Origin of the sequence: Vreelandella lutescens (genome assembly GCF_014640815.1) — a bacterium.
GTDB lineage: Bacteria > Pseudomonadota > Gammaproteobacteria > Pseudomonadales > Halomonadaceae > Vreelandella > Vreelandella lutescens.
The window spans coordinates 213,907-239,863 of sequence record NZ_BMHM01000002.1; the positions used below are offsets into that span (position 1 = coordinate 213,907).

Sequence of the window (25,957 nt, forward strand, 5' to 3'; positions counted from 1 at the left end):
CAGTGACGAACGCAGTGTGCTACGACCAAGGCCGCACGCATTGAGTGTTGTTGATAGCAGGTAGGCTGTGGCAAATTGATAGGGTTTTTCATTTACGCACCTATCAAACGCTTGCATGAATTTTTTAGCGCCGCCATTTTCATGGCGACGCCTTGTTCAGGTTAACGGCTTCTATCACAAGCCAAGCGAGGAATCTATGAAAGTACTCGTCGCGGTGAAACGCGTCATCGACTACAACGTCAAAATCCGCGTTAAAGCGGATCATTCTGACGTGGATCTTACCAACGTCAAAATGGCCATGAACCCCTTCTGCGAAATTGCCGTAGAAGAAGCCGTGCGCCTGAAAGAGAAGGGCGTGGCCACCGAAGTCGTGGCCGTGACCGTAGGCCCCAAGGCCGCCCAAGAGCAGCTGCGCACCGCGCTGGCGCTGGGGGCCGACCGCGCCATCCACATTGAGACCGACGAGCGTGTCGAATCGCTGGCGGTGGCCAAACTGCTGGCTAAAGTGGTGGACGAAGAGCAGCCCGGTTTGGTGATCCTCGGCAAGCAGGCCATCGACACCGACAACAACCAGACCGGACAGATGCTGGCAGCGCTCACTAACCTGCCGCAAGGCACGTTCGCTTCGGAAGTGGCGGTAGACGGCGACAAGGTGAATGTGACGCGTGAAATCGACGGCGGCCTGCAAACCGTTGCCCTCACGCTGCCCGCCATCGTCACCACCGACCTGCGCCTCAACGAGCCGCGCTACGCCAAGCTGCCGGACATCATGAAGGCCAAGAAAAAGCCGCTGGATGTCAAAACCCCCGCCGACTATGGCGTGGAGGTAGCCTCCAAGGTCACGCTGCTCAAAGTGGAATCCCCCGCCGAGCGCAAAGGCGGTATTAAAGTCGCCTCGGTGGACGAGCTGATCGACAAACTGAAAAACGAAGCCAAAGTGCTTTAAAAGGAGCTGATCTCATGAGCATTCTGGTACTTGCCGACCTTCATGAAGGTCAGTTGGCGGGCGCGACCGCTCACGTCGTGGCGGCGGCCCAAGCCATCGGTGGTGATATTGATGTTCTGGTCGCCGGTGAAGGCGTCCAGGCAGCCGCCGACGCCGCTGCAAAACTCGACGGCGTGAGCAAAGTACGCGTGGCGGATAACGCCGCCTACGCCCACCAGCTGGCCGAGCCCATGGGCGCGCTTCTGGTCGAACTCGCTGGCGATTACACCCACGTGCTGGCCAGCGCCTCCACCACCGGCAAAAACGTCCTGCCGCGCTTGGCAGCCCTGAAAGACGTCAGCCAGCTGTCGGATGTGATTGGCGTCGAAAGCGCTGATACCTTCCTACGCCCGATCTATGCCGGTAACGCCATCGCCACGGTCAAAAGTGACGACGCGCTGAAAGTCATCACCATCCGTACCACCGGCTTTGATGCAGTCGGTACCAGCGGCAGCGCCACAACGGAAGCGGTGGATTTCGTTGCTGACAATGCGCAGTCCAGCTTCGTCAAACAAGAGCTGGCGCAAAGCGACCGCCCGGAACTTGGCGGTGCCAAGGTGGTGATCTCCGGCGGCCGCGGCATGGGCAACGGCGAGAACTTCAAGCTGCTGGACGGCATTGCCGACAAGCTCGGTGCGGCCATTGGCGCTTCCCGTGCGGCGGTAGATGCTGGCTTCGTGCCCAACGACATGCAGGTCGGCCAGACTGGTAAAATCGTCGCGCCCGAGCTGTACATTGCGGTGGGTATTTCAGGTGCGATTCAGCACTTGGCAGGCATGAAAGACTCCAAGGTAATCGTCGCGATCAACAAGGATGAAGAGGCACCGATCTTCCAAGTGGCCGACTACGGCCTGGTGGGGGATCTGTTTGAGATCCTGCCGGAGCTGGAAAGCAAGCTATAAGCTGTTGAATTACTTGTCTACCAAAAGCCGACTTCGCCAGAAGTCGGCTTTTTTATTTCTAGCGGGTTCGATAAACTGACAATAGTTGACTAAGGTACTGGGATAAAGATTTGCCGCCCATGGCAAAAAAATTGCCGTGGCGGTGGTTGAAAAGGGTGAAGTAAGACCACACCTAATGTAGTGAACGCAATAAAAGCCACTCAAGGAGAAGATAGCATGGCACATACCCTTCCTGAACTGCCGTACGCCTACGATGCTCTCGAGCCGAACATCGACGCGATGACGATGGAAATTCACCACTCTCGTCACCACAACACTTACGTCACCAACCTGAATGCTGCACTTGAAGGCACTGGCCTTGAAGACGTTCCGGTTGAAGAGCTGGTTGCCAACTTGGATCGCGTACCTGAAGAGAAGCGCCAAGCGGTTATCAATAACGGTGGCGGTCACGCTAACCACTCCATGTTCTGGCAGATGATGTCTCCCAACGGTGGCGGCCAGCCCCAGGGCGATGTTGCGAAAGCGATCGACGCAGAGCTGGGCGGTTTGGATGCGTTTAAAGACGCCTTCAAAAAAGCAGCGCTAGGCCGTTTTGGTAGCGGCTGGGCGTGGCTATCTGTCACACCTGAGAAAAAGCTGGTGGTAGAGAACACGCTGAACCAAGACAGCCCGTTAATGCATGGCAACACGCCGGTATTGGGTCTGGACGTTTGGGAGCACGCTTACTACCTGAAGTTCCAGAACAAGCGTCCTGACTACGTTGATGCTTTCTTCAACGCGGTCAACTGGGAAGACGTTGAGCGTCGTTACCAGGCAGCAACTGCCTAAACTCACGCCTTGTGAGTAGGGTATAAGCGGTTTTTACCGCTGAAAAACCGCCCCCTAGATGGGGGCGGTTTTTTTGTGTCTGGGTATAGCGCTGGGCATTGGCTGTCAATAACCTGTGGATGAAAAAATACCATATATGCTTGAATTGATTTTCTCGTGGTCTATATATAGTATGCGTTGAGAATTTTATAGGGGTGGTGCCACAAGGATGCATTACCCGAAAAATGCCGCTATGAAAAGGAAAATAGCCATGGAAATCCAAATTTATAGCAAGCCTGCTTGCGTACAGTGCACCGCCACTTATCGCGCCCTGGATAAGCACGGTTTACCGTACAAAGTGATCGATATCACCGAAGAGTCAGGTGCCCAAGAAGAAGTAGAGGCCCTTGGCTACCGTCAGTTACCGGTTGTGGTGGTGGGTGAAGATCACTGGTCTGGTTTTCGTCCTGACCGCATTCAAGCATTAGCGTAACCAACCGCTATGCAGACTGCCGAAGTGGACACTCAGCTTGCGGGCACGCTGGTCTATTTCTCCACTAAGTCAGGCAATACCCACCGATTTATTGAAAAGCTTGGCATGCGTGCCCAGCGGCTGCCGTTAAATCGTGAAGAACCCACGCCGCGCGTGGAGCAGCCTTACATATTAGTGACCCCTACTTATGGCGGCGGTTCTGCTCATGGAGCCGTGCCGGGGCAAGTCATCCGTTTTTTAAATGACACGCACAATCGGCACCTCCTTCGAGGTGTCATTGCTGCTGGTAATACGAATTTTGGTGAAGCCTACGGGTTGGCAGGGCGAATCATTGCCCAAAAGTGCCAAGTGCCGCTGCTTTATCGATTTGAACTATTTGGCACTGATGAAGATGTCGCCAAGGTCCGCAAAGGAGTAGAAGAGTTTTGGAAACGTCAAACTCAGTCTCTAAAAACGTAGCCGCGCAAAACGCCGCTACAAAGAACTCAGCAGAAACGAAACGGCCTGCGGGTGCAACCGAGAAGCGCACGCTCGACTACCATGCGCTGAACGCGATGCTGAATCTTTACGGTGCCAATGGTGAGCTGCAGCTGGATAAAGACCGTGAAGCTGCGCGCCAGTATTTCCTTCAGCACGTCAATCAAAACACCGTGTTCTTCCACTCACTGGAAGAGAAGCTAGATTACCTGGTGGAAGAGCAGTACTACGAAGCAGAGATGCTGGCGCAGTACAGCTTCGCTTTCATAAAGGCGCTGTTCGAGCAGGCGTACGCCTACAAATTCCGTTTTCCAAGCTTTCTGGGTGCTTTTAAGTACTACACCAGCTACACGCTAAAAACCTTCGACGGTAAGCGCTACCTTGAGCGTTACGAAGACCGCGTGTGCATGGTGGCGCTGACACTTGCCCGTGGAGAGGAAGCGCTTGCGAAAGCGTTGGTAGACGAAATTATTAGCGGCCGCTTTCAGCCGGCAACGCCCACGTTCCTTAACTGTGGCAAACAGCAGCGGGGCGAGCTGGTATCGTGCTTTTTGCTGCGTATTGAAGACAACATGGAGTCCATTGGGCGCTCCATTAACTCTGCGCTTCAGCTGTCTAAGCGTGGCGGCGGTGTCGCGTTCTTGCTGACAAACATCCGTGAGTCAGGCGCTCCGATTAAGCGTATCGAGAACCAGTCGTCGGGTATTATCCCGATCATGAAACTGCTGGAAGATGCGTTCTCCTACGCCAACCAGCTGGGCGCGCGCCAGGGTGCAGGGGCCGTTTATCTCAACGCTCACCACCCGGATATTTTGCGCTTTTTGGACACCAAGCGTGAAAACGCGGACGAAAAAATCCGCATCAAGACGCTGTCGCTGGGCGTGACCATTCCCGATATCACCTTTGAGCTGGCCAAGCGCAACGATGATATGTACCTCTTCTCGCCCTACGATGTAGAGCGGGTGTATGGCGTGCCGTTTGGTGATATTAGCGTCACCGAGAAGTACCACGAAATGGTGGCCGACGCGCGTATCCGTAAGCACAAAATCAACGCGCGTGCTTTCTTCCAAACGCTGGCAGAGCTGCAGTTTGAGTCCGGTTACCCGTACATCATGTTTGAAGACACGGTTAACCGCGCCAATCCGATCGCTGGTCGTATCAATATGAGCAACCTCTGCTCTGAGATTCTGCAGGTGAATACGCCGACCGAGTATGACGACGACCTCGGCTACCGTAATATTGGCCAAGATATCTCCTGTAACCTCGGCTCGATGAACATTGCCAAGGTGATGGATTCAGGCGATATCGGCACCAGCGTAGAGATTGCCATTCGCGGCCTCACCGCTGTTTCTGAAATGAGCAACTTGAGCAGCGTACCTTCTATTGCTGAAGGCAATGCCAAATCGCGCGCTATCGGCCTTGGTCAGATGAACTTGCATGGCTTCCTGGCTCGCGAGCATATTTACTACGGCTCAGACGAAGGGTTGGATTTCACGAACCTGTACTTCTACTGTGTCGCGTTCCATGCCATTCGCGCCTCTAACCAGCTCGCAATTGAGCATGGTGAGACATTTGCAGGCTTTGAAGACTCCACCTATGCGTCGGGTGAGTTCTTTGATAAGTACACCGACCAGGCGTGGCTGCCTCGCACCGAAAAAGTGCGTCACTTGTTTGAGCGTAGCGGCATTGCGCTGCCTACCCAGGAAGATTGGCAAGCACTCAAGGCTTCTGTTGTCGCCAACGGGCTTTACAACCGTAACCTGCAGGCCGTGCCGCCAACGGGGTCTATCTCGTACATCAATCACTCCACCTCCAGTATTCATCCGGTGGCTGCGAAGATCGAGATCCGTAAAGAGGGCAAGCTGGGGCGTGTTTACTATCCCGCGCCGTTCCTGAATGAAGCGAACTTCGATTACTTCCAGGATGCCTATGAAATTGGCCCTGAAAAAATTATCGATACCTACGCAGAAGCTTCAAAGCACGTTGACCAGGGTCTCTCGTTGACGCTGTTCTTCCCGGATACAGCCACCACGCGGGATATCAACAAGGCGCAAATTTACGCATGGCGCAAAGGTATCAAGACGCTGTACTACATTCGCTTACGCCAAAGTGCCCTTGAAGGTACCGAGGTTGAAGGCTGCGTCTCCTGCACGCTGTAATCGGGTAACGCTTTTAAGATGATGTTTGTGAGAGAACGCTGATGACAATGATGCAACGTTTGTCGCGGGTGAATGCGATTAACTGGAACCGCCTTCAAGATGATAAAGACCTTGAGGTGTGGAACCGTCTGACCAGCAACTTCTGGCTGCCGGAAAAAGTGCCGCTCTCTAACGATATTCAGTCGTGGAACACGCTGACGCAGCAAGAGAAGCAGCTCACGATTCGTGTCTTTACGGGCTTGACCCTGTTGGACACGATTCAAAGCAGTGTCGGTGCGCCGGTGTTAATGGATGACGCACGCACGCCCCATGAAGAAGCGGTCTATACCAATATCGCCTTTATGGAATCGGTGCATGCGCGCTCCTACAGCTCGATTTTCTCGACGCTATGCGCGACGCGCGACGTGGATGATGCCTTCCGCTGGAGCGAAGAAAACCCGACGCTGCAAATGAAGTCTGAGCTGATTCTGAAGCGTTATCGCTCGGAAGACCCGCTGATGCGCAAAGTCGCCAGCGTCTTTCTCGAATCGTTCCTGTTCTACTCGGGCTTCTATCTGCCTATGTACTGGTCTAGCCACGCCAAGCTGACCAACACGGCTGACCTGATTCGTTTGATCATTCGTGATGAAGCGGTGCACGGCTACTACGTGGGCTATAAATTCCAGCAGGCGCTGGCAGAAGAGACCCCTGAGCGTCAGCAGGAAGTGAAAGATTACGCTTACGAGCTGCTGCTGGAGCTTTACGACAACGAAGTCCGCTACACCGAATCGCTTTACGATGAGGTAGGTCTGTCGGAAGACGTGAAGAAATTCCTTCACTACAACGCCAACAAGGCGCTGATGAACCTGGGCTTTGAGCCGCTGTTCCCCAGTAGCGTGACGGACGTTGACCCGACGATTATGGCCGCGCTGTCACCCAGTGCGGATGAGAACCACGACTTCTTCTCCGGGTCTGGCTCTTCTTACGTCATCGGTAAAGCTGTCGCGACAGAAGATGACGACTGGTCGTTCTGATCATTTGATATGATGACGCTGTCGTCGTGGTAGCAGTAAAAAGAGTCGTCAAAAGAGTAGTAAGAGAGACGGGAGCCTTTGGCTCCCGTTTTTTTTGGTCTCAAGACAACGTTCCGATTGAATGTTAATGATAAATATTGTCATTTATTCAATTAGTGTTACGCTAGGCAGTGCACGCGTTAAACGCAAATCGTTCTTATACCTAATAAGTTTTAGCGGGTCGCCTGTGGTGGTGCGCTAAGCAGTAACGGAGACATAACGTGCTGAAAAGGCCTTTCTTTGCCTTTCGTGGGTGCTGGCTTGCCGGGGTGCTGGTCAGCGGTACGCTCATGGCAAGTGATGAGACAATGGATCAAGCGGCCCAAAGTGTCGAGGCCCAGCAGACTCAGTCGGAGCTGCAGCAGCAAATTGACAGCGCGGATGAAGCTACCCGTTCCGCCATTGAAGAGTTGCGCCGCTTAGAGCGGGAAACCCGCAAGATGGAAGCCTCCAACGCAACGCTCAGTAGCCGCTTGGCTAGCGAAGCCGAGCGTCAGCAGCGGTTAAGCCAAGCGCTGGATACGTTAAGCGATACCCGTGATGCGCTGCCCATGATTGAGCAGGATATGACCGAGCAGCTAGCCCGTTGGATCGAGTCAGATCTGCCGTTCTTAACCGATGAACGCCTCGCCCGCGTGGAATCCTCCGGTAATCCCGAGGCAGGTAGCGCTGCACGCATTGCCAGCTTGCTCGAAGCCTGGCGCGCTGAGCTTGCCTATGGTCGCGAAGTGGATAGCTGGCGAGGTCGGTTGGTGATGGAGGGAGCGTCGCCAAGAGAAGTGGAGTACTTACGTATTGGCCGTATTGGCTTTTACTACCTGACGCCCGATGGTCGAGAAGGTGGCGTTTGGGATAAAGAGGATGGCCAATGGCTAGCGCTAGACGAGCCCGCCCGTCGGCAGGTGCGCAATGGCCTGCGTATCGCAGATGACCAGCGCACGCCGGAGCTTCTGCAACTGCCCCTCTCTATCACTGCCAACGATCAAGGAGGGCAGCCATGAGCCTGTTGTCACGCCCGAAAGCATGGCTATGCCTAGCGTTGCTACTCGGCGCATTTACCAGTAGCGCGGCGATGGCACAAAGTGGTGAAGTCAATTCGCTGCGGGAAGCACGCGAGGCGGCTGAGAGCCGTGATCAAGCTCGGCTTCAATCCTTCTTAGAGAATCAAGAGGCGCTGGACGCCGCATTAGACGAGGCCCGCGCTGCCCATGAGTCGGCAGAGGCGGAGCAAGCGGCACTGCAAGCGCAGCAAGAAGAGCAGGCGGAACAGGCGCAAGTGCTTGCCCAGCGACAGGAGGAGCAAGGGGAGGCGCTTACCTCTTTATTAGCAGACCTCACTCGCCATAGCGAAGAAGTCCGCAATGAGCTGGGAGGCGATAGTTGGTTAACGCTTCATGATGATGCGTTACCGCCGCGTCTGAATGATGTCGATGTGTTAGAGCGTCAGCAAATAGAAGAGGTGGTCGATAGCCTGGCAACGTTAACGCTCAATACAGGCCGCGCCGAACACCTGGAAGTGGCAGTGGCCGATGCCAGTGGAGAGATCGCGCCGCGTAGCGTCGTTCGGTTAGGAGATTTCGCCGCCTTTACGCAGACGGCGCTGTTGAGAAAAGGTGAAGAAGAGGGCGATAGCCTGGCGGAAGTGCCGCGCACGCCGTCGGCGATCAGCGATCTGTTAGCGGCTTACCATCAGGGCGAAAGCCGTGAATTTGCCATTGACCCTACGCAAGGCAGCGTGCTGCAAGCATTGGCGCAACAGCCCACGCTTTGGGAGCGATTCCAGCAAGGCGGCTACGTAGGTTACGTGGTGGTCGTGCTGGGGGGTATTGGTTTGCTGGTGGCATTAGCCCAGTACGTTTACCTGTTGATGATCAGTGCCCGTGTGCGCCGCCAGCGCCAATCACTAGATCAGCCGAACAAGGATAATCCGCTGGGTCGCGTGTTAGAGCGCTTTAAAGAGATGGATAAGCACCAAACGCCGGAAGCACTCGAGGCGCGATTGGATGAGGCGGTACTGGCCGAGCTGCCGAAAATCGAGCGTGGTCAGCCCATCGTCAAACTGCTAGCCGCTATTGCACCACTGTTGGGTTTATTGGGAACGGTGACAGGCATGATTGTGACCTTCCAAGCCATTACGGTATTTGGAACGGGCGACCCGCAGTTAATGGCGGGAGGTATTAGCCAGGCGCTGGTGACCACCGTTTTGGGCTTGGTAACGGCAGTGCCGCTGCTGTTCGCCCAAACCGCGCTCTCCAGTCGCAGCCGTTTTATTACCCAGGTGATTGAAGGAGAAGCCAGCGCCACTTTGGCTGACCATCTAGAAGCGCAGTCCACCCATTCTGGGAAAACGGTGAACTAGTATGCCGACCTTACCCCTTTGGCTAGAGCCAGTCGAGCGGCTGTTAGAGGCGGGTGGTGCTGTCCTGGTTGTGCTCGCGGTGGTGGCTGTGCTGGTGTTTGGTATGGCCATTGAGCGCTGGTGGTACTACCGGATGAGCTGGCGTCGCGCCCGCCGCCAGCTCATCCGGCGCTGGACGGCGCGAAGTGACCACCGCAGTTGGAGTGCGCGTACGCTTCGCCATGTGTGGAGTGAGGCTTTAGTTGCCAAACTACGCCGCCCGCTGCCCTGGATTAAGCTGTTGGTAGCGCTCTGCCCGCTGCTGGGGCTGCTGGGTACGGTCACCGGCATGATTACCGTTTTCGATAGCCTTTCAATGAGTGATACCCATCAAGCCCGTGCCATGGCCGACGGCGTGGCCCGGGCAACGCTGCCTACCTTAACGGGGATGGCGATTGCAGTGGTGGGTATGCTGTTTATTAGTCGTTTAGAGCACGTTATTCGTCGCGAAGATCAGCGTCTGCATGACCGCTTAGCGCGTGCCTTGGAGGAGAGTGATGCGTAGACGCCGTTCCATAGAGGCTGCCGACGACAGCAATGAGGTGAACTTAACGCCAATGCTGGATGTGGTGTTCATCATGCTGATCTTCTTTATCGTCACGACCAGCTTTATCAAAGAGAGCGGGGTGGAGATTGATCGCCCAGAAGCCGCTGCCGCCACGCCGCGCCCTGACGCTCAGGTGCTGATTGCCGTCACGCCAGAAGGGGCGGTGTGGGTAGATGGTCAGCCGGTGGATTTACACCGCGTTGGGCAGCAGGTAGCCAGCATGCTCAGCGGTGAAGGGTCGGTAGTTATCCAGGCAGATCGTGAGTCCACCACAGGCGTGCTGATTGAAGTAATGGATCGTCTTCAGCAGGCAGGCGTTGAGCAGGTGGCCGTGGCAGCGAGCCGGAGTGCGCCATGATGCGCCATGCCTTTTCGATGCTAGGCGGTATTGCCCTGGCTGTCGGACTTTTCTGGATGCTGGCGCTGCTGGTGGCACCACCCGAGCAGCAGGTGGACGATCCCATTATGTCGATGTCGATGACCATGGTGGAGGCTCCTGAGGTCGCGCCAGAGCAGGAGACACCGCCCCCTACTCCAGCCCAAGCGGCACCCGCGCCGCCCCCGATGCCGACGCCCGCACCTGCACCTGTTGCAACGAGTACCATTGCGTTGCCAGAGGTAGAGCTTCCCGACGCGCCGGTAGAGCCCGTTGAGCTTGAAAGTGAGCTGCCAGAGCTGACAGAAGCCAGACCCGAGCCCACGCCGCAGCCTGCACGCGAGCCCGCGCCTGAACCTGCTCCACAGCCTGCCGAAACCGCCGCGCCATCACCATTGCCGGAGCCTTCTACTGCTCAGCGCGAGGCAGCTCCGGCGGCAGAGCCTGCGCCTTCTAATGAGCCAGTGAGCGTGGGACAAGTGGCACCGACGAGCCGGGTCAATCCTTCTTACCCGCCCCGTGCCCAGCGCCGTGGTATGGAGGGCTTTGTGGAGGTGGAGTTTGTTATCCAGCGCAACGGCAGCGTGGATAGCGGCTCTATTCGTGTCACCAATGCCCAGCCCCGTCGTGTGTTTGAAGAAGCTGCCCGCGACGCTATTGCGCGCTGGCAGTTCGAGCCGAGCCAGCAGCTACGTCGCGCTACTCAGCGTATTGAGTTCCAGCTAAGGTAATCGTGAATAAGGGTGACGGTGAGATGTCTCGTCGAGAAAAATCGCCAAAAAAATCAGTTAAAAACGCCAACCGAGGGAAGGGTATGCAGCGTTGGGTGGGAGCTTTGCTACTGACCGTGCTGAGTTGTGCCGCCACAGCGAATGAACCGTTGCCGGGCGACATTATTCAAGACCTAAACGGGTTACAAAGCCAACTGGCCAATCAGCCTGCGGGCTCGGCAGACTCTGAAGAGCTGGATCGTATTGTCAGTCATGCGCGCGCCCAATCAGCGCGGCTTGCCAGTGGTAATCGAGCCGACCAATGGGCCAGCGCGCTTTATCATCAGTTAGCAGCCAGTGCACTGGTGCGCCAAGGCGAACATCTCGCGGCTGCCGATGAGCTGACCAGCGCCCGTCAGCGGCCAAGCGTTCCCGATAGTCAGCGGCGTCGCTGGCTGCGCGATGAGGCGTCCTTGCGCCGTGCCGCGGGAGAGCGAGATACTGCCATTACTCTGTTTGAGCAGTGGTTGTCAGAGTCTACAGGCAATGAGCGTTACGATGAAACGGTGTGGCAGTTAGTGCGCATGCTGGCCGAAGAGGAGCGTTGGGATGCGGCGTTAGAGTGGTTGGTGCCGTTACTTGAAAAAGGCGGGTTAAGTGCTGATCAGCAGACGCTGACGAATGTGGTGCTTCGCCAAGCTGGGGATGGCGAGCAGGCGTTGAGCTGGCTGTTGAAAGGTTTGAATGCCGACAGTGGCCCCGACGCATGGCGTCAAGCGGCGGGGCTTGCCCAGCAGGCCGGCCAGCTGGGCGTGGCGGCAGCGGTGTGGGAAGCCGCTTGGCAATTGGGTAAGCTGTCGTCTCCCGATGAGCGGCGCACGCTGATTCAGCTTCATCTGGCAGGCGGCACGCCGGCACGTGCCGCCGAGCATTTAGAAGCCGCCCTGGAGGCGGGGCAGCTTCCACAGGATGAAGAGACGCTGCGGCTGCAGGCTAACGCCTGGCAGCAGGCCAAGCACGTAGAAAATGCTCTGCGGGCTTGGCAAACCCTGGCCGAGCTGACCGGGTCGGCGGAAGATTGGCGTCAGTATGGCCAGTTAGCCTATGGGTGGGGAAGGGAAGAGCAGGCGGAGGCAGCGTTAACGAATGCCGCTAATCTTGGCGACCGCCAAGCGGAGCAGTGGCTGTCTTACTTTTAATCGGTGTTCGTCTGCCGCTTTCGTCGGTGCTTATGAATCAACGCTCCCTTGTCAAAAAGCGTTGTGCTATAAAAGCTAAGCGGCCTGTGTAGGTCGTCATATCGCCTTACTTCGTGAAGGCGCTCCTCCCTGTTAGCGACTCAGATCTACTATGACTCCAATCACTCAGCGGCACTGTGTCCGCGCGCTTACCATGATGGCTGTGGGTACAATGGCAGCGGCGTCTGCCCATGCTCAAGAGCTTAACTTAACGCTTTCGCCAGGCTTCATGCCCGACCCGATGCAGCGCAGCTATGTGTCGGGCGGCGGTCAAGAGGCTAACGGCATCTTTGGTTCTGATATGCGAGGCGTTGCCTGTTCTGGCAGTATTTCTCAAACGCCCGATCACGTCATGACGCTGACCAGTGGCTTTGATTTTCTGAAAGTTTGGACCCAGTCCGGCGCGGATACGACGCTGATCATCGACGGCCCAGGACGTTTTTTGCTGTGCGATGACGATGGTGGCGAAGGGTTGAATGAGCTAATCGAGCATAGTGGTTGGGTACCCGGTGACTACCGCATTTATGTGGGCAGCTATGGTGGTGGGGTGCACAACTACGACCTGTTCGTAAGCGAGCTGCCGGGTAGCAGCGCTCCAGGTAATGCAAGCTTGCCTGACACCAGTGAGGAGCGCCACTTGGCTATTTCGCCGGGGTTTTCCCCTGACCCTTGGCGGGTGAGCTTTGTGTCCGGTGGGGCGCAGAGCGCATCAAATCAGTTTGGGACCGATATGCGGGGCAACAGCTGCCAAGGGAACATTGCCACCACGCCTGACCATGAAATGACGCTGGTGAACGCGTTCTCTTATCTGCAGCTGTGGACCCAGGCTGACGGTGATACCACGCTGATTATTGATGGCCCCGGTAAGTTTTTGCTCTGCGATGACGATGGCGGCAGCGGCTTGAATGAGCATATTGAACACACGAACTGGCCCGCGGGAGAGTACCGTATCTATGTGGGTAGCTACAGTGAAGACTATTTGAACTATCAGCTCAGTATCTCTGAGTTAAGCTCGACAGGGCCGAACCGCTAATACACACAGCGCCGGGTGGTGCTCTTACCCGGCGCTGTGTGCTAGAGAGCGTTGCGCGGCGGTGGCGACTTCAATCGGCAAGAGTGACTGAAAAATCACTCCAGGTAGGCGCGTGATCAGAAGGGCGCTCCATACCCCGTAGTGGGTAATCAATCCCCGCCCCGGTCACGCGCTCGGCCAGCGGCTTGGACACCAGAATGTAGTCGATGCGCAGGCCGCGTTTCGGCTCTCGATCAAAGCCCTTAGAGCGGTAGTCAAACCAGCTGAACCACTCGCTATTGTTCGGATGGCAAAGTCGATAGCTGTCGCTCAGCCCCCACGCTTTAATGCCTTCCAGCCACTCACGCTCAATGGGCTGGAAGCTGGTTTTTCCATCGCGCAGCCAGCGTTTACGGTTGGCCTCGCCGATACCAATGTCCTGGTCTTCAGGGGAGATGTTAAAATCGCCCATGATGGCCAAGCGCTCATCGGGCGAATGCTGATGATTGAGCAGGTTGGCGAGCTGCTGATAAAAGCGCGCCTTGTGCGGAAACTTAGTCGGATGGTCCACGCTTTCGCCTTGCGGAAAATAACCGTTCCACACGGTGACCGCCTCGCCATCTTCGGCAAGTAGCTTAACGCCAATCATGCGGCGCTGAGCATCTTCCTCATCATCAGGGAAACCATAAAAGACTGCTTGCGGCTTTTGGCGGCACATCAGCGCAACGCCGTAATGGCCTTTCTGGCCGTAGTAAAAAACGTGATAGCCCATGGCTTCTACATCGGCCAACGGGAATTCACTGTCCTGTACTTTTGTTTCTTGCAGGCCAATCACATCGGGCTGCTGAGTGTCGATCAGTGCTTGCAGCTGATGCAGACGAGCCCGAATGCCATTGATATTAAACGACACCAAACGCATTACGACGGTTCTCCTGACGAGTTGTCGCTCCCTTTGTCGGGGTGAATGACAATGGATTGGCCGCTTTGCTGGCGCGCCAGTTTACGCACGGCTTGCAGTTTGCGCTGCTGCTGCTTTTTGGCTACAAAGCGACGCGATGAGGTCACCTGATCAGGGTTTTCATGGCGCCACTTCTTATAGTCTTTGCGGCGACCAGTGCGGATAGTCACTTTATCCGCTAATGAACGAGTCTTTTTCTTACGCGTCATGTCGCGCTCCTTGGGTTAATTTATGCGTCATTCTAACAGGCATGTATGCTCCTTCGACAGCAGGGCGCGCTCTTATCGCCAACCCCTGGTACAATGCGCACTTCGTGATGCCTAACATCCACAGCAATGGACAGATACACAGCCTATGAGCGAGTCGGAACAGACCACAGCATCGGCCCAGAACCGCAAGCCTAAACGTCGTCGTCGGAAACCGCGTCGTCGTCAGTCAAACTGGGATCTTCGTCAGTTTCAGGTGCCCGCCGTTGCCGGCAAGTGGCGCTTTCATGACTTTGATCTGCCGCTGCCTTTAATGCGTGCTATTCATGCCCAAGGGTTTGAGTACTGCACACCCATTCAGGCAGAGGCGCTGCGCCACACGCTGCTAGGTGGCGATATTGTCGGAAAGGCTCAAACGGGTACGGGAAAAACCGCCGCGTTTTTGATCTCGGTGATGGCGTACTTCATGGAAGAGCCAACGCCTGATGGTCAGAAGCCAGGGGCTCCCCGCGCGCTGATTATCGCGCCTACCCGAGAGCTGGCGCTGCAGATCGAGAAAGACGCCAAAGCCTTGGCCCGTTTCACGCAGCTTAGCGTGGCAAGCGTGGTCGGCGGCATGGACTATCAGAAACAGCGCGAGAGTCTGGGTAAAAAGATCGATATTCTGGTGGCCACGCCGGGTCGTTTGTTGGATTTCCATCAGAAGCGCGATATTGATCTTTCCGAAACCGAAGTGCTGGTGCTAGATGAAGCGGATCGTATGCTCTCCATGGGGTTTATCCCCGATGTGAAGCGCATCATTCGCTACACGCCGAAAAAAGAGGAGCGTCAAACGTTCCTGTTCTCGGCCACCTTTACCGACGATATTCTCAATCTGGCCAGTCAGTGGACGGTTGATCCTGCTCATGTAGAGATCGAGGTTACTGTCGAAAACCAGGCGGATATCGATCAGCGTGTTTATCTGGTCTCGGATGATGATAAGCAGCGGCTACTCATCAATCTGCTTGAGCAAGAAAGCTTCGAGCGGGTCATGGTGTTTGGTAATCGCCGTGATCTCGTACGCAAGCTAGATGACCTGCTCAAAAAAGCCGGTGTTAGCGCGGCGATGCTGTCGGGCGATGTGCCGCAGAACCAGCGTATCAAAACCCTGGAGAGCTTCCGTGAGGGAGAGATTCAGGTGCTGGTGGCCACCGATGTGGCCGGGCGTGGCATTCATATTGAAGACGTCAGCCACGTCATCAATTACACGCTGCCTGAAGACCCGGAAGACTACGTACACCGTATTGGACGTACTGGGCGTGCGGGTGCGAAAGGTGTCTCTATCAGCTTTGTCGGTGAAGAAGATGCCTTCTCACTGCCGGAGATTGAGCGCTACATTAACGGCAAGCTTCCCTGCGAACATCCGCCGGAAGGCATGCTGTAACGGGCATGTTGGATAACGCGCTTAAAAACGATATTCAGCAGGCTTACCGTAACGTGGTGGAAAAGCTTGGGCTTACGCCACGTTACGGGCAGCGCTTAATGATTGCTGAGATTGCACGTACCCTAGGCGATATCGAATGCGATAGCGAAGGTAAGCGTGTTAGCGACAGCCACGTGTGTGTGTTAGAGGCCGGTACGGGCACAGGAAAAACGCTGGCTTACCTGATTGCGGGCTTGCCGATTGCCAAAGCGCAGGGCAAGCGGCTGATCGTTTCCACGGCCACCGTGGCGCTTCAAGAGCAGGTGTTGAATCAAGACCTGCCGTCACTGGCAAGCCATAGCGGTGTTGCCTTTCGCTATGCGCTAGCCAAAGGGCGCGGCCGCTATGTGTGCGTGGCGCGGTTGGATCAAGCCTTAGAAGGCAGTGAACCTAACCCAACGCTCTCACTATTTGAGCAATCCCTTCAAGCCGATAGCAGCGACTTTAACGTGCTGGCCACCGACATGGCCGAGGCCTACGGCAAGGGCGAGTGGGAGGGCGACCGCGATACGTGGTCAGCGTCTATTGAAGACAGCCACTGGCGCCAGCTCACGGTTGATCATCGCCAGTGTACCGGGCGTCGTTGCGGCCATTACGGCGCCTGTGCTTTTTTTCGCTCTCGTCGAGAGTTAGAAAATGCCGATGTGATCGTGGCCAATCATGATCTTGTCTTAGCAGACCTTGCATTGGGCGGCGGCGCGATTCTCCCAGACCCAGCAGACTGTATCTTTATTTTCGACGAAGGCCATCACCTGCCGGATAAGGCGCTGTCGCATTTCGCCCACCGGTTTGCCGTGCATGGCTGTTTGCGTTGGCTTAAAACGCTAAAGACGAGCCTCACAGACCTGAATCAGGGGTTAGCGGCACAGCCTACTATTGCACGTTTACTGGCAGGGCTGCCTGAGCTAATGCACAGCTTAGAGCCTGTGTTGGGCGACGTGTTTAGCATGGGGCATCAGCTAGCTGGGCGTGAAAATGGTCTGGCGGATGAAGAAGCCACCCATCAGCAGCGCTTTGAAAAAGGCCAAGTGCCAGAGGCGCTGCGCGATCAGGCCCAGCAGCTGCTGGTCATGTTTGCCACTCTGTCAAGAAATCTAGAAAGCATTAGCGATATTCTGCGCGAAAGTTTGGATCCTGATAAACAGACGGGCCTAGACCGTGATCAAGCAGAGGCATGGCTGCCGCTAATCGCGCTGTTGCACGGGCGTGCCTTGGATGCCCACGCGCTATGGCAAGCCTTTAGTGAGCAGGATGCGCCCAATGCGCCGCCCAGCGCGCGGTGGATAACGCTTAGCCGGGTGGCGGGTGAGGCAGAAATTGAGTTTTCGGCAAGCCCTGTCTCTGCTGCCCATACGCTTGCCAAGCACTTATGGGGGCGCTGCCACGGGGCAGTAGTCACTTCGGCAACGCTCACGGCGCTGGGTCGCTTTGAGCGCCTGCAGGAGCGCGCCGGGTTAGCTAACCGCTATCGTTATCAGGCGCTGCCTAGCCCGTTTGATTACGCCAATGCGGTCTTGCGGGTGCCAGCGGAAGCGACTGATCCTAGTGATCGAGAGGCGCATGAACATGCTATTGTGCGCTTTGTGTCGCAGCTAGGTGAGGATGAGGCGGTACTAGTGCTGTTTTCTTCCCGTGCGCAGCTGCGCGCCGTAGAAAAGGCGTTACCTGCCAGCGCCAGTGGGCGCGTGCTGGCGCAAGATGCATTGCCTAAACGTGAGCTGCTTGAGCGCCATCGTGCTGCGGTCGATAGCGGTAAAGGAAGTATCATTTTCGGCTTGGCAAGCTTTGCTGAGGGGATTGACCTTCCAGGTGACTACCTGACCCATGTGGTGATCACAAGGCTGCCTTTTGCGGTGCCGGATGACCCCGTTGGCGCAACGCTTGCCGAATGGATTGAGAGCCAGGGCGGTAACCCGTTTATGCGTATTAGCGTGCCAGATGCCTCTATTAAACTGGTACAGGCGTGTGGGCGTTTAATCCGCAAAGAGAGTGATCGGGGCGTGATTACGCTGCTGGATCGACGGGTGATTACGCGCCGCTACGGGCAGGCGCTATTAGATGCGCTGCCGCCCTTTAAGCGTGAAATACAGGCGTAAGGGGCGATAAGCGTTAAGTGGCCGCCAAAAAAATGTCCAGCTGGGCAGTGCGCAGCGGGACATTTTGGGTGCAACGACTCGTTATTGAGCGATGCGCTTTGCTAATACGGGTGCTAGCTTATCGTTCATGCGGGTGAACGTTTCCACAGTGGTGTCCCAATCGATGCAAGCATCGGTGATAGAGACCCCGTACTGCAGTTGGCTTAAGTCAGCAGGTACCTTTTGGGCACCCCAGCCAATGTTCGACTCTACCATCAGGCCGATAATCGAGGTGTTGCCTTCGAGAATCTGGTTGGTCACATTTTCCAGTACCAACGGCTGTAGCGCGGCATCTTTGTTGGAGTTCGCGTGTGAGCAGTCGATCATGATGTTGGCAGAAAGGTTGGCTTTCTTTAGCTCTTTCTCTGCTAGGGCCACACTCACGCTATCATAGTTAGGCTTGCCATTGCCGCCGCGCAGTACCACGTGGCCGTAGGCATTGCCGCGGGTGCGGATGATGGCGACTTGGCCTGCCTGGTTAATGCCCAGGAAGTTGTGCGGGTTGGCCACAGACTGCAGTGCGTTGATTGCGACATCCAGGCTGCCGTCGGTGCCGTTTTTGAAACCCACGGGGCAGGAGAGGCCAGACGCCATTTCGCGGTGTGTCTGTGACTCAGTGGTGCGAGCACCAATCGCTGACCAGCTAATGCAATCCTGCATATACTGCGGGGAGATGGGGTCAAGAGCTTCAGTGGCCAGCGGAAGGCCCATCTCGGCTAAATCCACCAGCAGTTTGCGGGCAATGTGCAGGCCCTCGTCGATTTCGAAAGAGTCGTTTAGGTGCGGGTCGTTAATTAACCCTTTCCAGCCGACGGTGGTGCGGGGCTTTTCAAAATAGACACGCATGACAATATAGAGGCTGTCACTGACCTGGTCGGCCAAGGTGCGCAAACGGCGAGCGTAATCCAGTGCTGCCTCTACGTCATGAATTGAGCAGGGGCCAACGACCACCAGCAGCCGTGGGTCGTTACCATCCAAAATGTTCTGAATAGTGCGGCGGCCTTCAATCACTGAACGCTCGGCGCTTTCCGTTAACGGGATCGCGTTTTTCAATGCTTCTGGGGTGGTAAGAACGTCCTGTGCAAGAACGTTGAGGTTACTAACTTGTTGATCTGACATCTTGCTACCTGTGCGTGCGCAATGGGCGAAAAGTGGTCACTACTATGGCGCGTCACGGTGGTAAAAATCAATTGTTACGGAACTTTGCATTAAGGAAAAATGTCAGCCTCAGGGTTTTATTAAAGGGGGTATCAGGCTTCAAGAAAGAGTGTAAGCGCTTGATGCGCTGCTGAGAACGCGTAACACTACATGGCATTGGCGCTAAGTTATCAGCGCAACCTAACTGAGGGGTAGGTCCGTGATAGCCTACTGTTTTCCTCCATGACGACTAACAGATGCCCAAGGGACGCTATGCTGCTTGCTGTGAAGGCCCGACTAACAGGGCGAAAAAGACATAAAGCTCGACGCCAAGCGTACGAGCAGAAGGAGCGTGTGAATGGGCACTCGTGAAACAGACCAACAGCTGGTTGAACGTGCTCAAAAAGGCGACACACGTGCTTTTGATCTGCTGGTAAAAAAATATCAGCATAAAATTATTGGCTTGATTGGACGCTATGTTCACGACCATTCAGAGGTGCAGGACGTGGCGCAGGAAGCCTTTATAAAGGCTTATCGTGCGCTGGGTAAGTTTCGTGCAGAAAGCGCGTTCTATACCTGGATGTACCGGATCGCCATCAACACTGCCAAAAACCATCTGGTATCGCGCGGGCGCAGGCCGCCCGGCAGCGACTTAGATATTGTCGATGCAGAAATTATCGATCAGAGTGGCCGCTTAGCGGATTCAGAGTCACCCGAGGCGTCGATAGCGCGCGACCAGCTTGAGGCGGCCGTGTTTGAAGCGATAGAAAAGCTGCCTGATGATTTGCGTACGGCCATCACGCTGCGTGAATTGGACGGATTAGCCTATGAAGACATTGCCCAAGTCATGCAGTGTCCAGTGGGCACCGTGCGCTCGCGTATCTTTCGTGCCCGTGAAGCGGTGGATGAGCATATTCGCCCGTTGGTTACCACCGCGCGCAACAGTCGAGACGAGTAGCCAGTGACCCATTAATACGCGATGGCGGTCACAAACTTTTACGTTTTTGGGTTTTTAGTGAACTGTCTGGCAAGTGAAGCGTCATAAAGGCTGTCTAGCATGATCGTGTTAAATCATTGCACTACGTTAAATGTGCAGTGATTTGGTAACAAGGTCTTGGCCTGTGAAGTTTGGCGGCTAAAACACGCACTAGCCGTGTGGTCGCCGAGCTTCTTCTAACACAGTGTGAGGGTGTGAAGTATGAGTCAAAGCACACGGGAATCACTTTCAGCATTAATGGACAGTGAAAGTGATGAGCTTGAATTGCGCCGAGTGTTGAAATCTCTGCCTGACGATGCCGATGCGGCAGAGACTTGGCGTCGTTACCATTTGGCCCGCAGCATGATGCAGCGTGAGCGCAGCGTAGATGTCAGTATCGACCTATCTGCAGGCATCATGGCTCGTCTGAATGAAGAACCAGCGCCCGCTCTGCTAAGCGATAGCGACGCAACGCCCGCACGAACCAGCGGCATCTCGTTTGCTCGCGGTGCTGGTGTCGCGGCGGCTGTATCGCTAATGGTGATCACTGGCGTGCAATTCTTTAACGGTAACGGTGCAGACACTGCTCAGCCAGCAGGGAGTACGATTGCGTCGCAGGCGCCCACGGGTGCCCAAGTGCAGCCTGTCAGCTTAGGGTCGCCGCAATCTGCAGCAATGGCGGCTTCAGACATGCCGATGTTTGAGCCAACGCCGTTTCGTATTAATGGGCAGTCGGGTAATAGCGGCTTGATGAATATCAGCGATGCTGGTTTTTCAACCCCCGCCGCGCCGCAGGGTATGATGGCCCAGCAAGCAACGTCGATTGATGTGGATCAACTGCGCATGCTCCAATCCTATCTTGAGCAGCATACTCAAGGCGCTGCTAGCGGCAGTGGTGACAGTTGGATGCCGCTGATGCGCTCATCTGTGACTGAGCCATTAGGGCAGCGGTAAATAACGCGTCTTAACGTTTATTTTATCGATAAGTAAGAGGCTGTCTGATCGGTATGGTGACCGCTCGAAATAGAGGTTGGGGAGCTCGGCTAGTATTAATGCTGGGCCTAGTAGGCGCTAGCCTAGTCCCCTTATTTGCTGTCGCTAACACGAAAACGCAGTCGCACATAGCTTGTACAAGCGTTGCCGATCAGCCTGGGGAAAGCTCTGCCCAGGCTTGGTTAGCACACAGCAGGCTGGCAGGACACTGCTATGCTTTTCAAGCGCGTGCTGTCACCATTGATGCACTGGGTGTTCGCACACTCGCGCTTTCCCACCGTATTCGTGATGGTGTTCGCCAGCAAGTCGTCCAACATCTCGATGGTCCATCAGTGAGCATCGAGCGTCGCTCTATTGTTGGTTACATACCACGATTCACTTCAGATGCGGATAGCGGCCTAGCGTCACCAGATGCTTGGGCTCAGCATATAGCGTCCTATTACGATATTTCCTTTCAAGAAGATGCCCGAGTCGCTGGCCGCGATGCGGTCCAGCTCCGTTTTGTTCCCCACGATCAACAGCGCTATCAGCATGCATGGTGGGTAGATAAAGAGACCGGGCTGTTGCTTAAGCATGTCATGAGTGATACCCAGGAACGCGTGTTGGAGACGTTCCAAATTACCCAGCTTCACTCTCCTGAACTTTATGATGGTAGCGTTAATGATGCTATCAGCACTGAGCGGGGCTCTTATCCTTGGCAGGTAGCATGGCTGCCAGATGGATTTGTAGATCAGCCTCAAGAGCCCGGGCGTTCCGCCAGTAATCAGCGAGTGTATAGCGACGGGTTGGCGGCATTCAGCTTATTTGTTAACGCTGTGGAGGACCCTACCTTGAGAGAGGGAGTGCATCGCCTAGGGGTCTCAACGGCGGCGGTGTCTATCGTATCTGCTGGAGAGCGGCGGTGGCAGGTCGTCGGCATTGGAGAGCTGCCACCTGATATGCTTCAGCGTATTGTGCAATCTGTTCATATTGAGCCATAGCAATGTCCATGAATGCTTCCGCCTGCGGGTTACTGCTAAGAACCGGGCCTGTGGTGGGTTACTCAGGCGGTGGTGTGGTCGTTGATGTTTCCCTTGACGCCACTTGCCAACGTTGTGCACAGGGGCGGGGTTGTGGCATGGGACTATTAGCGCGGCGTCAGCAGCAGCGAATCACGGTGTTTCCTTCTAAAGCGCTCGCCAGGGTAGAGTCTGCCTACCCCTTGGGTAGCCAAGCGACCATTGCCCTGCCCAAACACGATATGAGTCTTTTAGCCTGTCTGGTTTACGCATTACCGCTGTTGATGGCGCTACTGGTGGCGGGTGTTACATCGCTATTAGACGTTAGCGAATGGCACATCGCGACCCTATTCTTTAGCACCTTGATAGGCGGTGTGATAACGCTTAGATACCTAATGCGCGGGCGGATGGAACGCTTCCGACCGCGTTTGGTCAGTTAGTTGTTCCGTAGCTCGCTAAGAGTTGCACTCCCTTCGTTTCGTATCTGCTTGACTAGGAGCTGTTGCATGAAGCGCTTGGTTCTCCCCTCGACACTATGGCTATGCCTGGTGGCAATGTTTTTGCTAGGTCAGAATGCCTATGCGCAAACGCTGCCTGACTTTACTGAGCTGGTGGAAGACGCTGCGCCAGGCGTGGTGAATATTTCTACCAGCCGAACGGTACAGCGCAATCCGGCGTTGCAAGGCTTTGGCGGCCAGGAAATTCCTGAGATTTTCCGGCACTTCTTTGGCGACAGTTTCCCATCACCACCCAATAGTGGCAGTGGTGGAGGGCGCGGTCAGGAGCGCCAGTCGCTAGGTTCTGGTTTTATTATCAGCGCTGATGGCTACGTGATGACTAACGCCCATGTGGTGCAAGATGCCGATGAAATTCTGGTACGTTTGAATGACCGTCGCGAATTGCCAGCTGAGTTGATCGGTAGCGATGCGCAAACAGACGTTGCACTACTCAAAATCGATGCCAACGATCTGCCTGTGCTGAACTTGGGCGACTCTGACGCGCTGAAAGTCGGCGAGTGGGTCGCGGCCATTGGTTCACCGTTTGGGTTTGATCACTCGGTGACCGCCGGTATTGTCAGTGCGATTAACCGTACGCTGCCTCGCGATGCTTATGTGCCATTCATCCAAACCGATGTGGCGATTAACCCCGGTAACTCTGGCGGCCCGTTGTTTAATCTGGAAGGAGAGGTCATTGGGATTAATTCCCAGATCTTTACCCGAAGCGGTGGCTTCATGGGTCTCTCTTTTGCGATTCCCATTAACGTTGCCATGGATGTGGCCGACCAACTGCGTGAGGATGGCCGCGTGAATCGTGGCTGGTTAGGCGTCATGATCCAGCCAGTATCACAGGACCTGGCGGAGTCGTTTGGCATGAGTGAGGCCATCGGGGCGCTGATTGCGGACTTAGACCCAGAGGGTCCTGCGGCCCAGGGTGGCCTACAGGCAGGCGATGTGATTCTGGAAGTGGATGGCGAAGAGGTTGATCGTTCAAGCTCATTACCTCGTCTTATTGGTCGCGTAGCGCCGGGTGATAATGTTGAGTTAACCCTTATGCGTGACGGCGAGCAGGTGTCTGAAACGGTAGAGCTGGGTAGCTGGCCTGATATGGATGAAACAACACCAGCCGCCAATAGCGACAGCCAAGTGCGTCTAGGGGTGACGGTCGCAGAAGTTGACCCAGCGATGCGGGAGCGACTAAATATCAGTGGCGGCGTTGAAGTCAGCCAAGTAGAGCCTGATAGCGTTGCTGCCCAGGCGGGTCTGCGCACGGGTGACATTCTAGTCAGCATTGATCACCGCAGCGTGTCCTCGGCGGATGAGCTAATGCGCATTGTGGAAGAGTTGCCTAACGACCGCGCTATTCCGGTGCGCCTGTACCGAGATGGTCGTTCGCTGTTTGTAGCACTCAGGCTCGAATAACCGCTTCTTAACCCCCTCCAGTCCGGCGGTTCTCGCCGGACTGCTGTTCCTATCCCGCGCATATCGCTACAATAGCGCTTATCTTTTGACGAACTTTGGCAATGCAGTGGTGCGGTCCTCGCTTTTTCGCCCTTCGGCCTAGCGCCGCAACCCCACGCTTGCGTACCAATAAGGCAGAACACACTCGATGTCTCATGACGTTTCCGGCGGAAAGCTCAAGCATATTCGCAATTTCTCCATCATCGCGCATATCGATCACGGTAAATCGACGCTCTCTGATCGTTTGATTCAAACCTGTGGCGGTTTGACTCAACGTGAGTTGAAAGAGCAGGTGCTCGACTCCATGGATATTGAGCGTGAGCGGGGTATTACCATCAAGGCGCAGTCGGTAACGCTGGACTACACCGCCGCCGATGGCCAAGTCTACCAACTCAACTTTATCGATACGCCAGGGCATGTCGATTTCTCCTACGAAGTCTCACGCTCGCTGTATGCCTGTGAAGGGGCGCTGTTGGTGGTTGATGCTGCCCAAGGGGTAGAAGCGCAATCGGTCGCCAACTGCTATACCGCTATCGAGCAGGGCCTGGAAGTGCTGCCGGTACTCAATAAAATTGACCTTCCCCAGGCAGACCCAGACCGGGTAGCCCAAGAGGTTGAAGAGATTATTGGCTTAGATGCCACTGACGCGTGCCAGGTATCAGCGAAAAGCGGTATCGGCATCGACGCGCTGCTTGAGCGCCTAGTGCGTGATATTCCGCCGCCTAAAGGCGACCCCGACGCGCCGCTTCAGGCACTGATCATCGATTCATGGTTCGATAACTATCTGGGCGTTGTCTCCCTGGTGCGGCTGTTTGACGGCACGCTGCGCAAAGGCGATAAAATTCGTATCAAGTCGACTGGCCGTGACTGGAATGCCACCGAAGTCGGTATTTTTACCCCGCTGCGTAAAGAGACCAATATCCTGCGCGCTGGTGAAGTAGGCTTTATCGTGGCCGGGATTAAAGAGATTCACGGAGCACCCGTGGGCGATACCATTACCCACACCAAAACCCCAGACGTGCCGCGCCTGCCGGGTTTCCAGAAAGTGAAGCCTCAGGTTTACGCCGGTATGTTCCCGGTAAGCGCCGATGATTACGAAGACTTCCGCGATGCGCTTGAAAAACTAGCCCTGAACGATGCGTCGCTTGAGTACGAGCCGGAAAATTCTGATGCGTTAGGGTTCGGCTTCCGGGTAGGTTTCCTGGGCACACTGCACATGGAAATCATCCAAGAGCGTTTAGAGCGCGAATACGACATCGATCTGCTCACCACGGCACCGACGGTGGTGTATGAGCTGGGCATGAAAAATGGCGATGTTCAGTACGTCTCCAACCCGTCCAAGCTGCCCGATATGGCCGACGTGGACGAAATGCGTGAACCCATTGTGCGTGCCAATATTCTGGTGCCCCAAGAGTACGTGGGCAACGTGATTGCTGAGTGCGAGCAGCGTCGTGGTACCCAGCTTGATATGCAGTTCTTAGGTAACCAGATCCAACTGGCGTATGAACTGCCGATGTCGGAAGTGGTGATGGACTTCTTTGACCGTTTGAAGTCGATTTCTCGCGGTTATGCATCGCTTGAATACAACTTTGAGCGTTTTGATGCCGCGAAACTTGTCCGTCTAGATGTCCTGATTAACGGCGACAAAGTAGACGCATTAGCCGTCATTATTCACCGTGATCACGCTCACAACCGCGGACGTTTGCTGGTTGAAAAAATGAAAGAGCTGATTCCGCGGCAGATGTTTGATGTGGCCATTCAAGCAGCGATTGGTGGCCAGGTCGTCGCGCGCTCAACGGTCAAAGCGCTGCGTAAAAACGTGACAGCTAAATGTTATGGCGGCGACGTGAGCCGTAAGAAAAAGCTGCTTGAAAAACAGAAAGCCGGTAAAAAACGGATGAAGCAGGTGGGGCGTGTTGAAATTCCCCAGGATGCCTTCCTTGCTGTGCTCAAGGTAAACGACTAGGGATACAACCCC

25 protein-coding genes are annotated in these 25,957 nt (G+C 55.4%); 22 read left to right on the forward strand and 3 right to left on the reverse strand.

The genetic code is table 11. The features are described 5' to 3' along the window. The first annotated feature begins 196 nt into the window (after positions 1-196). The 14 genes from IEW65_RS05285 (at position 197) to IEW65_RS05350 (ending at position 13,177) form a co-directional block, all read left to right on the forward strand. The gene (locus tag IEW65_RS05285) at positions 197-946 is read left to right on the forward strand and encodes an electron transfer flavoprotein subunit beta/FixA family protein (protein WP_188638451.1); all 750 of its coding nucleotides are present in this window, start codon (positions 197-199) and stop codon (positions 944-946) included. A gap of 14 nt (positions 947-960) precedes the next feature. Next, positions 961-1,887: an electron transfer flavoprotein subunit alpha/FixB family protein gene (locus tag IEW65_RS05290; RefSeq protein ID WP_188638452.1), complete on the forward strand. Its 927-nt coding sequence runs from the start codon at positions 961-963 to the stop codon at positions 1,885-1,887. Between the two features lie 216 nt (positions 1,888-2,103). Continuing rightward, complete coding sequence (locus IEW65_RS05295) at positions 2,104-2,715, forward strand: superoxide dismutase (protein ID WP_188638453.1); 612 nt, start codon at positions 2,104-2,106, stop codon at positions 2,713-2,715. Positions 2,716-2,965: 250 nt separating this feature from the next. Beyond that, complete coding sequence (nrdH, locus tag IEW65_RS05300; RefSeq protein ID WP_188638454.1) at positions 2,966-3,187, forward strand: glutaredoxin-like protein NrdH; 222 nt, start codon at positions 2,966-2,968, stop codon at positions 3,185-3,187. Between the two features lie 9 nt (positions 3,188-3,196). Then, positions 3,197-3,646, forward strand: coding sequence for a class Ib ribonucleoside-diphosphate reductase assembly flavoprotein NrdI (gene nrdI / locus IEW65_RS05305; RefSeq protein ID WP_188638455.1), 450 nt, complete (start codon positions 3,197-3,199; stop codon positions 3,644-3,646). Further along, positions 3,613-5,823 (forward strand): class 1b ribonucleoside-diphosphate reductase subunit alpha, encoded by a 2,211-nt coding sequence (gene nrdE, locus IEW65_RS05310; RefSeq protein ID WP_188638456.1) that lies wholly within the window; start codon positions 3,613-3,615, stop codon positions 5,821-5,823. Before nrdI ends, nrdE begins: the two co-directional genes overlap by 34 nt. 41 nt (positions 5,824-5,864) lie before the next feature. Then, the gene (gene nrdF / locus IEW65_RS05315) at positions 5,865-6,836 is read left to right on the forward strand and encodes a class 1b ribonucleoside-diphosphate reductase subunit beta (RefSeq protein WP_188638457.1); all 972 of its coding nucleotides are present in this window, start codon (positions 5,865-5,867) and stop codon (positions 6,834-6,836) included. Positions 6,837-7,096: 260 nt separating this feature from the next. Continuing rightward, positions 7,097-7,876 (forward strand): DUF3450 domain-containing protein, encoded by a 780-nt coding sequence (locus tag IEW65_RS05320; protein ID WP_188638458.1) that lies wholly within the window; start codon positions 7,097-7,099, stop codon positions 7,874-7,876. Further along, entirely contained in the window at positions 7,873-9,234 is a 1,362-nt protein-coding gene (locus tag IEW65_RS05325; RefSeq protein ID WP_188638459.1) for a MotA/TolQ/ExbB proton channel family protein, read from the forward strand. Before IEW65_RS05320 ends, IEW65_RS05325 begins: the two co-directional genes overlap by 4 nt. Before the next feature lies 1 nt (position 9,235). Then, on the forward strand, positions 9,236-9,778 hold the full coding sequence (locus IEW65_RS05330) for a MotA/TolQ/ExbB proton channel family protein (protein WP_188638460.1): 543 nt from the start codon (positions 9,236-9,238) through the stop codon (positions 9,776-9,778). Beyond that, the gene (locus IEW65_RS05335; protein ID WP_188638461.1) at positions 9,771-10,178 is read left to right on the forward strand and encodes an ExbD/TolR family protein; all 408 of its coding nucleotides are present in this window, start codon (positions 9,771-9,773) and stop codon (positions 10,176-10,178) included. Before IEW65_RS05330 ends, IEW65_RS05335 begins: the two co-directional genes overlap by 8 nt. Next, positions 10,175-10,927, forward strand: coding sequence for an energy transducer TonB (locus IEW65_RS05340; protein ID WP_188638462.1), 753 nt, complete (start codon positions 10,175-10,177; stop codon positions 10,925-10,927). Before IEW65_RS05335 ends, IEW65_RS05340 begins: the two co-directional genes overlap by 4 nt. Positions 10,928-11,010: 83 nt before the next feature. Then, positions 11,011-12,105: a tetratricopeptide repeat protein gene (locus IEW65_RS05345; RefSeq protein WP_188638463.1), complete on the forward strand. Its 1,095-nt coding sequence runs from the start codon at positions 11,011-11,013 to the stop codon at positions 12,103-12,105. A 151-nt stretch (positions 12,106-12,256) separates the two neighbouring features. Beyond that, positions 12,257-13,177, forward strand: coding sequence for a hypothetical protein (locus tag IEW65_RS05350; RefSeq protein WP_188638464.1), 921 nt, complete (start codon positions 12,257-12,259; stop codon positions 13,175-13,177). Between the two features lie 70 nt (positions 13,178-13,247). Here IEW65_RS05350 and xthA read toward each other — a convergent pair whose 3' ends face one another. Beyond that, entirely contained in the window at positions 13,248-14,075 is an 828-nt protein-coding gene (gene xthA / locus IEW65_RS05355) for an exodeoxyribonuclease III (RefSeq protein ID WP_188638465.1), read from the reverse strand. Further along, positions 14,075-14,323: a hypothetical protein gene (locus tag IEW65_RS05360; protein WP_188638466.1), complete on the reverse strand. Its 249-nt coding sequence runs from the start codon at positions 14,321-14,323 to the stop codon at positions 14,075-14,077. Before IEW65_RS05360 ends, xthA begins: the two co-directional genes overlap by 1 nt. Before the next feature lie 145 nt (positions 14,324-14,468). On the opposite strand from IEW65_RS05360, the gene rhlB reads away from it, so the two are divergent. Together rhlB and dinG are read left to right on the forward strand one after the other, a co-directional pair. Next, the gene (gene rhlB, locus IEW65_RS05365) at positions 14,469-15,743 is read left to right on the forward strand and encodes an ATP-dependent RNA helicase RhlB (protein ID WP_188638467.1); all 1,275 of its coding nucleotides are present in this window, start codon (positions 14,469-14,471) and stop codon (positions 15,741-15,743) included. A gap of 5 nt (positions 15,744-15,748) precedes the next feature. Further along, positions 15,749-17,878, forward strand: coding sequence for an ATP-dependent DNA helicase DinG (gene dinG / locus IEW65_RS05370; protein ID WP_188638468.1), 2,130 nt, complete (start codon positions 15,749-15,751; stop codon positions 17,876-17,878). Between the two features lie 81 nt (positions 17,879-17,959). Here dinG and IEW65_RS05375 read toward each other — a convergent pair whose 3' ends face one another. Beyond that, a complete protein-coding gene (locus tag IEW65_RS05375) occupies positions 17,960-19,036 on the reverse strand; it encodes a 3-deoxy-7-phosphoheptulonate synthase (RefSeq protein WP_188638469.1) in 1,077 nt (358 codons plus the stop codon). A gap of 376 nt (positions 19,037-19,412) precedes the next feature. On the opposite strand from IEW65_RS05375, the gene rpoE reads away from it, so the two are divergent. The 6 genes from rpoE to lepA all read left to right on the forward strand — a co-directional run bounded on the left by rpoE (position 19,413) and on the right by lepA (position 25,945). Beyond that, positions 19,413-20,012, forward strand: coding sequence for an RNA polymerase sigma factor RpoE (rpoE, locus tag IEW65_RS05380; protein WP_188638470.1), 600 nt, complete (start codon positions 19,413-19,415; stop codon positions 20,010-20,012). A gap of 240 nt (positions 20,013-20,252) precedes the next feature. Next, the gene (locus IEW65_RS05385) at positions 20,253-20,984 is read left to right on the forward strand and encodes a sigma-E factor negative regulatory protein (RefSeq protein WP_188638471.1); all 732 of its coding nucleotides are present in this window, start codon (positions 20,253-20,255) and stop codon (positions 20,982-20,984) included. Between the two features lie 98 nt (positions 20,985-21,082). Beyond that, entirely contained in the window at positions 21,083-22,003 is a 921-nt protein-coding gene (locus IEW65_RS05390; protein ID WP_229755480.1) for a MucB/RseB C-terminal domain-containing protein, read from the forward strand. Between the two features lie 2 nt (positions 22,004-22,005). Continuing rightward, complete coding sequence (locus IEW65_RS05395; protein ID WP_229755481.1) at positions 22,006-22,461, forward strand: SoxR reducing system RseC family protein; 456 nt, start codon at positions 22,006-22,008, stop codon at positions 22,459-22,461. Positions 22,462-22,527: 66 nt separating this feature from the next. Next, positions 22,528-23,940: a DegQ family serine endoprotease gene (locus IEW65_RS05400; protein WP_188638473.1), complete on the forward strand. Its 1,413-nt coding sequence runs from the start codon at positions 22,528-22,530 to the stop codon at positions 23,938-23,940. A gap of 187 nt (positions 23,941-24,127) precedes the next feature. After that, complete coding sequence (lepA, locus tag IEW65_RS05405) at positions 24,128-25,945, forward strand: translation elongation factor 4 (RefSeq protein WP_188638474.1); 1,818 nt, start codon at positions 24,128-24,130, stop codon at positions 25,943-25,945. Positions 25,946-25,957: the final 12 nt, after the last annotated feature.